Here is an 8,488-nt window from a genome sequence, read left to right as displayed (position 1 = left end):
ATCGGTTTACAAAATTTTAATGACCATATTTCAATGAACGAATGTACTAATCTTTTTGACACTAAGAACATACTCAACTTTATAGCGCACAACAAAGTTTGAAAATTACCTTCCCGAAAGTTTTGAACTTTCGGGAAGGTAGGTTATTTACAAACCTAAAACTTTACGGTTAAAGGCTTCATCGGCGCCCGTTCCTGCAAAATCATCAAATGCTTTTTCGGTCACTTGGATGATGTGGTCAGCGATAAACGGTGCTCCTTCAGCAGCTCCTTGAATCGGCGATTTGATGCAGCACTCCCACTCCAATACCGCCCAACCATCGTAGTTGTATTGCGATAATTTAGAGAAGATTCCGCTGAAATCTACTTGACCATCGCCCAACGAACGGAAACGACCCGCGCGGTCGGCCCAGCCTTGGAAACCACTATAAACCCCTTGCTTACCCGTTGGGTTAAACTCAGCGTCTTTAACGTGGTAAGCAAAAATACGCTCGTGGTAAAAATCAATAAACTGTAGATAATCAAGCTGTTGCAACACAAAGTGACTTGGGTCATAGTTGATACCCGCCCGTGGGTGGTTGCCAACGGCTTCCAAGAACATCTCGAACGTAACGCCATCGTGAACATCCTCGCCTGGGTGAAGTTCGTAACCTACGTTTACGCCTGCTTCGTCGAAAGCATCCAAGATGGGCTTCCAACGTTTTCCTAATTCTTTAAAGCCTGTTTCTACCAAACCTGCTGGACGCTGCGGCCATGGATACAAGAAAGGCCACAACAATGCACCCGAAAACGTCACGTGCGAAGTCAATCCGAGGTTTTGAGAAGCTTTTGCCGCCCATTTTAATTGCTGAATAGCCCACTCCGTACGAGCCGCAGGGTTATTACGCACTTCTGGAGAAGCAAAACCGTCGAACATAGGGTCATAGGCAGGGTGAACCGCTACCAATTGGCCTTGTAAGTGCGAAGACAATTCGGTGATTTCCACGCCGATGTCGGCCAATTTTCCTTTGTACTCGTCGCAGTACGTTTTTGACTCAGCAGCAGTTTTGAGGTCGATACAACGCGAATCCCAAGTCGGAATTTGAATTCCTTTGTAGCCCAAATCGGCCATGTATGCTGCGATGGTATCCAACGAGTTGAACGGGGCTTCGTCGCCCATAAATTGCGCCAAAAATATGGCAGGTCCTTTGATGGTTTTCATTGGTTTGAACGAGTAAAAGACAAAATGTTTTACGTTACAGCCCGCAATTAAACAAATTCCTGCAAGCTTTTTGGTACTTTTTAAAGCAGAAAAACGGGTTTTATTACTGATGGCTGCCACAAACATAGTGCTTAAATTCCAACTTTTTGTTGAAGTTGTGAGTCTCAATAATAAACAATAAGCTCTATGAAAAAGCGCACTCTCTCATCTGCTTGGCTAACAGCAATCATCATAAGCCTACTAAGTTGTGAAGGCTCTTGCCCCATTCCACCCAATTGCGCTTTGGAACCTGAGTCTGGCGTATGTTTTGCGGCGTTTAAGCGATTTTATTACGACAAAAAAGAAAAGAAATGCAAAGAATTTACGTGGGGAGGGTGCGGTGGCGTTGTCCCGTTTGAGACGTTGGAAGCCTGCCGAGACTGTGAGTGTCGGAAATGACAAAAGGGATTAAAAAACCCATTTAGGGATTTATTTCAATATTTTTATGTCAAAACGAATGCGAGAATTGGCGCCATCCTTAATAAATTCTTTGATAAGCAATACTCCTTTTTTCTTCTGTGCATTTTCGAACAACACGATTTTAGGACTTTTTTCATCGAAAAATTCATCAGGTTCGTTCTCATCCCGAATTATCTGCAATGCTTTAAGTTGAGCCTCTCCTAAATTTTCAAAATCAAGAACATTTTCTACGTTTAGTGGATTGATTACGGTGGTTTTACCCACGCCTGTAATCGGATTTACTCCCGCCGAAGCAGCCGCATGAGGTGAAAGAAAACGATTAAAGCTAAAAGATTCATTAAGCCCAAAAAAGAGCAAATCAATGGTAGCAGCCTCAGCAAGGGTCACGTCTTCCGATTCCTTGAAGGCTTTTCTTAGGGTCGTGGAATAAAAAATACCCCGTTCTCCCCTACTGTCATAAATCCCCAGCTCTACATCCTTGATGTACGCGTACCCTTTGCTAGGTTTTATGGTAATCGACTGGCTGATTTTTTTTGTCTTTTTCCCATTACTTACTTCCAACGAAATGCTGTACGTTCCAGCTTTGGAAAAACGAACTGAGGGCTCTTTTTCCTGCGACTGACTTACCTCAGCACCTTCTATTTCCCAACGATTGGTGGTATTACCCACCGATGTATTTTTTAATTGTAACGTTACGGGTGCCTCCAATTCATCGTATTGCTTGGGGATGTCGATAGTAAACGTGGGAGTCAGTTCAGGTTCTAATACAATAACGGTATCTCGAAAAGCGGTGAGACGGGAGTTTGAAACCGTCAGTCGTACCTTGTGAGTTCCTCCTGTTTCAAAAGTGACAACAGGGTCTTTTTGAATCGAAGTGGCAGGCGTTCCTCCTTCAAATGTCCACTCAATTTTCTCAAATCCTGCTGAAGTATTTGAAAATTTGACGGTGGCAGGAGCGTACGTATTTCCTTCTACAGCGTAACCAAAATCGGCTTTTAAATTGGCGTCGATGGTAACTTTTTTTTCAATAACACGCTGACTACCATCAAAATTACTAACCTCCAAACGGACATTGAACGTACCCGCTGTTTTATAAATGACTTCTCCTGGTGTTTTTTTGGTAGAAGTACTTGGCTCGCCCCCTTGGAAAGTCCACAGGAAAGTTTCACCTCCTGTTGAGGTATTATTAAAAGTGACGGTGGCAGGTATTGTAAACGAGTTATTGGGTGACTGATAGTCGAAATCTGCCGTCACTGGAAGTGCCACTTCTTTGACGCAACCTACCAGTGCAGCCAGAATAAAAAATAAAGTTGCGGTATAAAGTAAAGCTCTAAACATGGCTCAGGCAATTTAAAGGGTCTGGCTTTCGTCTGTTTAAACGGTCTGACTGTCGTCTGACCTTGTCTCTATGTTAAACGGTCTGACTGTCGTCTGACCTTATCCTATGTTAAACGGTCTGACTCTCGTCTGACCTTGTCTTGTGGTTTATTTGAGTACTGTTACTTTTTGGGAGATTCTTCCCGTTGGGGTATCAACCGTTAGAATGTATTGCCCAGAGTTCAGCAAAAAGGCGCTGATTTTGGTAACAAAATCAGCTTTGTCCTTTTCCTCCATTTCAAAAACAACTCGGTCGGGATTCCCTGCTTCAAACAGTCGAAGCTTAAATGAAGTCGGTTGGTCAAAACGTAAATTGACCTCCAAATCGTCAAAACTCGGATTGGGACTTACTTTCAAAACGACATCATCGTTGTGGACTGCAACCGTTTTGGGATAAAAATCTACGATAGAAAGCGGCTTTGATTGGTACATTTCACACGCGGCAAAAGTAGCTTTAACGCCCACAGTATAATTCCCGAGGGTTCCGATACTAAACTCCACCCGTTCGTTGGTTTTAATTTTCACCAAAGCTTCTTTGGGCAACAACCAGTCCACCTGAGTTGGAGCAGGATCTGAAAGGTTCAGCACAACCACTGACTCGTTGCGCGGTGCCGTGGATGCCGACGCAAACCGAATTCTGCCATTCGTAGCCACCTGAGTGACATTGACGGTTGACTTAAATTCACATTTAGTTTTGTCAAAGAGTGAAAGCGAATAACTACCTGCCAGTTTTGTTTCAAGAATTGGTTGCGTAGAAGTCGTACCATCGGGAAGTTTCCACAAATAGCTGTCCGCTTGTTCGTTGGTAGCATCCAATCGAATGCTTTGTCCTTGACACAACTTCTTTTCACTTTCAACTTTGGAGACAATGCCCGCAGGACGAAGTAAAACGGCCGTTTTGGTTGCGACACACTGGTTGGCATCAGTTACTTTGAACAACAAAAGTTCGTTTCCGCACAGGTTTTCAAGCCTAGTGTCTTGGCTGATCCGCCCTTCCCACGACATTTGATAGGCGCCAGTTCCTCCCGTAACACCCGCCGTTACCGAACCATTGCAAGAATAAGAGCAGGTAGGTTGGGTGATTCTAAATGCAATGTCCAACTTGGGAGGTGCTTTGATTTCAACCGCAACGATGTCCGACTGGCATCCGCCTGCATCAGTAACTATGGCGGTATATCTTCCAGCCGACAATCCAGTGATTTTCATTGCATTACTATTCGTATTCCAAGTAGCCAAATGTCCGCCCCTTCCACCGCTGGCACTGATTTCAATACTTCCCGTTTTATCACCAAAACACGTCGGCTGAGTCGTTGCAATCACCCGAGTAACCACTTTTGACGGTTCTGTTAGGGTATAATTAAAAGTTCGGGACACCTCATTGGCATCCGTGACTGTCAAGATATATTGACCCGCTGGCAACTTTTCAAATGAATTTTTGTTGGGCAATAGCACCGATGAAGCATTGGTTTGGCTCAACAACTGTATCTTATACTCTCCTGCCGCTGAAGGCACACCGCCCTTGGGTGTAACCAACAGTACTCCATCTTTTTTACCAAAACACGAAACCTCTTTCGCTAGGTCAATGCGGGCTTCAATGATGGGCGGCTCTACCAGCGCAAAAGCCACTTCGCTAAAACAGCCCGCTTTTTGGGTAGCCGTCGCATAATTAGCATCATAGACTCGGACAAAATACGTCCCCCCTCGCAGCGTCTTGTTGGCATTCTCGGGCAAGGTTGTTTCACCTGAACCATAGCTTACTCCTTTCTCATCGACCCATTCAAATACATAACTAGGCGTTCCCCCTTTGACCCTGACCACACCCTGACCATCCTTAGTTTCAAACCCACGCGGATCTTTCTGCGAAATTTTGGTCAATTCCAGTTTCTCGCTTGGCTGATTGATAGAAATATTTTGGGGCAAAGCGGTACAATTAAAGCTATCGCTGACCCGAATGCGGTACGTTCCTAAGCCGACATTTGTGAGATTGTGTTTCGTACCTCCGTTAAACGCACTTGAGTTTCCCTCATTAATTTGGTAGAAAAAACCTCCTGTCCCGCCACTCGCTTCAATTTGAAGCGTTCCATCCGTACCTCCAAAACATTTAATGTCAGTTTTGGACAACGAAAAAACCACTGGCAAGGGATTAAGCAAGGTAATGCTGCCCTCGGCTCGTGCAGACACTACCGAACCAATCAGCGTTTCAATCACTATTTGATACGTACCTGCGTCCAAATTTTCGGGAGTTACAAAGGCAGCCGCTTGTCCCAGGAAAGTCCCCACCAGTGAGTTATTTTTAAGGAGGGTTAGGCGAATGTTTGTTTCTCCCGTGACGGTTCTTCGACTTAAACCAATGAAAATGCTACCGTTTTTGCCATCGGTACACGAAGGAGCTTTGGAAGAAGTTGAAGTAATGAAAATCGGCGCAGGGCTGACTGACACAGTTACCTCAGCACTACAAGCATTTCCGCCGCCAAATGGGGTACAAGTTGCCGTATATGCGGTGGTGAATACAGGCATGACGGTACGGGTATTGCCACTGCCAACGTCATTATTCCAAGTAACACTTCCATTACTACAACCCGTATAAGAGAGAATAGACGTTTGCCCAACATTAATACTAGGTGGAGAAGAAAACGCCGAGATTGAACAAGGTATTACACTGACAGTGACGGATGTAGCGCAAATGTTCCCACCGCCAGTTGGCGTACAAGTAGCTGTATAAGTCGTCGTTGATGTTGGACTTACCGTTAAATTACTTCCAGTCCCTGCGCCATTATTCCAACTCACACTTCCCCTCGCGCAGCCCGTGTAACTCAAAGTCGAGCTTTGACCTGCGTTGATATTATTTGGGGAAGCCGAGGCTGCTATAGTACAATTTGTTACATTTACCGTTACCGATGAAGTACAAGGACTGCCACCACCAGTTGGGGTACAAGTAGCGATATAGGTTGTCGTCGTTGCTGGACTTACCGTTACATTATTTCCAGTTCCTGCGCCGTTGTCCCAACTCACGCTTCCGCTCATGCAGCCTGTATAACTCAAGGTTGAGCTTTGACCTGCGTTAATGTTGTTGGGGGAAGCCGAGGCTGTGATTGTGCAACTAGTTACATTCACCGTTACCGAAGATGTACATGGGCTGCCACCACCAGTTGGGGTACACGTCGCCGTGTAAGTCGTTGTTGTTGAAGGAGTAACCGTTTTGTTGTTGCCCGTTCCTGCACCATTATCCCAACTCACGCTTCCGCTTGTGCAGCCCGTGTAACTCAAAGTCGAGCTTTGGCCTGCGTTAATGTTGTTGGGGGAAGCCGAGGCAGCGATTGTACAACTAGTTACATTCACCGTTACCGAAGATGTACAAGGGCTGCCACCACCCGCGGGAGTACACGTCGCCGTGTAAGTCGTTGTTGTTGAAGGAGTAACCGTTTTATTATTTCCCGTTCCTGCGCCGTTGTCCCAACTCACGCTTCCGCTCGCGCAACCTGTATAACTCAAGGTCGAGTTTTGGCCTGCGTTAATGTTGTTGGGGGAAGCCGAGGCTGTGATTGTGCAACTAGTTACATTCACCGTTACCGAAGATGTACATGGGCTGCCACCACCCGAAGGGGTACAAGTAGCGGAATAGGTTGTCGTCGTTGCTGGACTTACGGTCACATTATTTCCAGTTCCTGCGCCGTTGTCCCAACTCACACTTCCGCCCACGCATCCTATGAAACTCAAAGTCGAGCTTTGGCCTGCGTTGATATTATTTGGGGAAGCTGAGGCAGTTATAGTACAACTCGTTACATTCACCGTTACCGAGGAAGTACAAAGACTGCCTCCGCCAGTTGGCGTACACGTGGCGGTATAAGTCGTCGTTGTGGCAGGACTTACCGTTACATTATTTCCAGTTCCTGCACCGTTATCCCAACTCACACTTCCGCTCGTACAGCCTGTATAACTCAAAGTCGAACTTTGACCTGCGTTGATGTTGTTTGAGGAAGCCGAGGCTGTTATAGTACAATTTGTTACATTTACCGTTACCGAAGCAGTACAAGGACTGCCGCCGCCAGTTGGCGTACACGTCGAGGTGTAGGTCGTCGTCGTGGCTGGATTTACGGTTACATTATTTCCAGTTCCTGCGCCGTTGTCCCAACTCACACTTCCGCTCGTACAGCCTGTATAACTCAAAGTCGAGCTTTGACCTGCGTTGATATTATTTGGGGAAGCCGAGGCTGCTATAATACAATTTGTTACATTTACCGTTACCGATGAAGTACAAGGGCTGCCGCCGCCAGTTGGCGTACAAGTCGCGGTGTAAGTCGTCATTGTTGAAGGAGTAACTGTTTTGTTGTTGCCCGTTCCCAAACCGTTGTCCCAACTCACGCTTCCGCTCGCACAACCTGTATAACTCAACGTCGAGCTTTGGCCTGCGTTAATGTTGTTGGGGGAAGCCGAGGCCGTGATTGTGCAACTAGTTACATTCACCGTTACCGAAGATGTACAAGGACTACCTCCGCCTGTTGGGATACACGTCGCCGTGTAAGTCGTTGTTGTTGAAGGAGTAACCGTTTTGTTGTTGCCCGTTCCTGCACCATTATCCCAACTCACGCTTCCGCTTGCGCATCCCGTGTAATTCAAGGTCGAGCTTTGGCCTGCGTTGATGTTGTTTGAGGAAGCCGAGGCTGTAATGGTACAACTTGTTACATTCACCGTTACCGAGGAAGTACAAGGACTGCCACCACCAGTTGGGGTACACGTCGCCGTGTAAGTCGTTGTTGTTGAAGGAGTAACCGTTTTGTTGTTACCCGTTCCCAAACCGTTGTCCCAACTCACACTTCCGCTTGCGCAACCCTTGTAACTCAAAGTCGAACTTTGTCCTGCGTTGATGTTGTTGGGGGAAGCCGAGGCCGTGATTGTACAATTTGTTACGTTTACCGTTACCGAAGATGTACAAGAGCTACCACCACCCGCGGGAGTACACGTCGCCGTGTAAGTGGTTGTTGTTGAAGGAGTAACCGTTTTGTTGTTACCCGTTCCCAAACCGTTGTCCCAACTCACGCTTCCGCTTGCGCAACCCGTGTAACTCAAAGTCGAACTTTGGCCTGCGTTGATGTTGTTGGGGGAAGCCGAGGACGTGATTGTACAATTTGTTACGTTTACCGTTACCGAAGATGTACAAGAGCTGCCACCACCCGCGGGAGTACACGTCGCCGTGTAAGTCGTTGTTGTTGAAGGAGTAACAACAATAGTATTTCCTCTGCCCAAACCATTATCCCAACTCACACTTCCGCTCGTACAGCCTGTATAACTCAAAGTCGAGCTTTGGCCTGCGTTGATATTATTTGGGGATGCCGAGGCTGTTATAGTACAATTTGTCACATTCACCGTTACCGAGGAAGTACAAGGACTACCTCCGCCCGTGGGAGTACACGTCGCCGTGTAAGTCGTCGTCGTGGCGGGGCTTACGGTTTTG

Annotated in this window: 4 protein-coding genes; 1 reads left to right on the top strand and 3 read right to left on the bottom strand. The window is 46.5% G+C overall.

Annotated features, from left to right (window positions below; all coding sequences use genetic code 11):
* Positions 1 to 147: 147 nt before the first annotated feature.
* Complete coding sequence (locus FHS57_RS18370) at positions 148 to 1,200, bottom strand: sugar phosphate isomerase/epimerase family protein (RefSeq protein ID WP_183976230.1); 1,053 nt, start codon at positions 1,198 to 1,200, stop codon at positions 148 to 150.
* A gap of 186 nt (positions 1,201 to 1,386) precedes the next feature.
* Here FHS57_RS18370 and FHS57_RS18365 point away from each other — a divergent pair, with 186 nt between their 5' ends.
* Positions 1,387 to 1,638 (top strand): BPTI/Kunitz domain-containing protein, encoded by a 252-nt coding sequence (locus tag FHS57_RS18365; protein WP_183976228.1) that lies wholly within the window; start codon positions 1,387 to 1,389, stop codon positions 1,636 to 1,638.
* A gap of 30 nt (positions 1,639 to 1,668) precedes the next feature.
* On the opposite strand, the gene FHS57_RS18360 is transcribed toward FHS57_RS18365, so the two are convergent.
* Entirely contained in the window at positions 1,669 to 2,997 is a 1,329-nt protein-coding gene (locus FHS57_RS18360; RefSeq protein ID WP_183976226.1) for a PKD domain-containing protein, read from the bottom strand.
* A 147-nt stretch (positions 2,998 to 3,144) separates the two neighbouring features.
* A partial coding sequence (locus FHS57_RS18355; RefSeq protein WP_183976224.1) for a beta strand repeat-containing protein occupies positions 3,145 to 8,488 on the bottom strand: 5,344 nt, incomplete at its 5' end.

Origin of the sequence: Runella defluvii (assembly GCF_014195535.1) — a bacterium.
Lineage (GTDB): Bacteria > Bacteroidota > Bacteroidia > Cytophagales > Spirosomataceae > Runella > Runella defluvii.
This window is presented reverse-complemented; position numbering and strand designations above follow the sequence as displayed.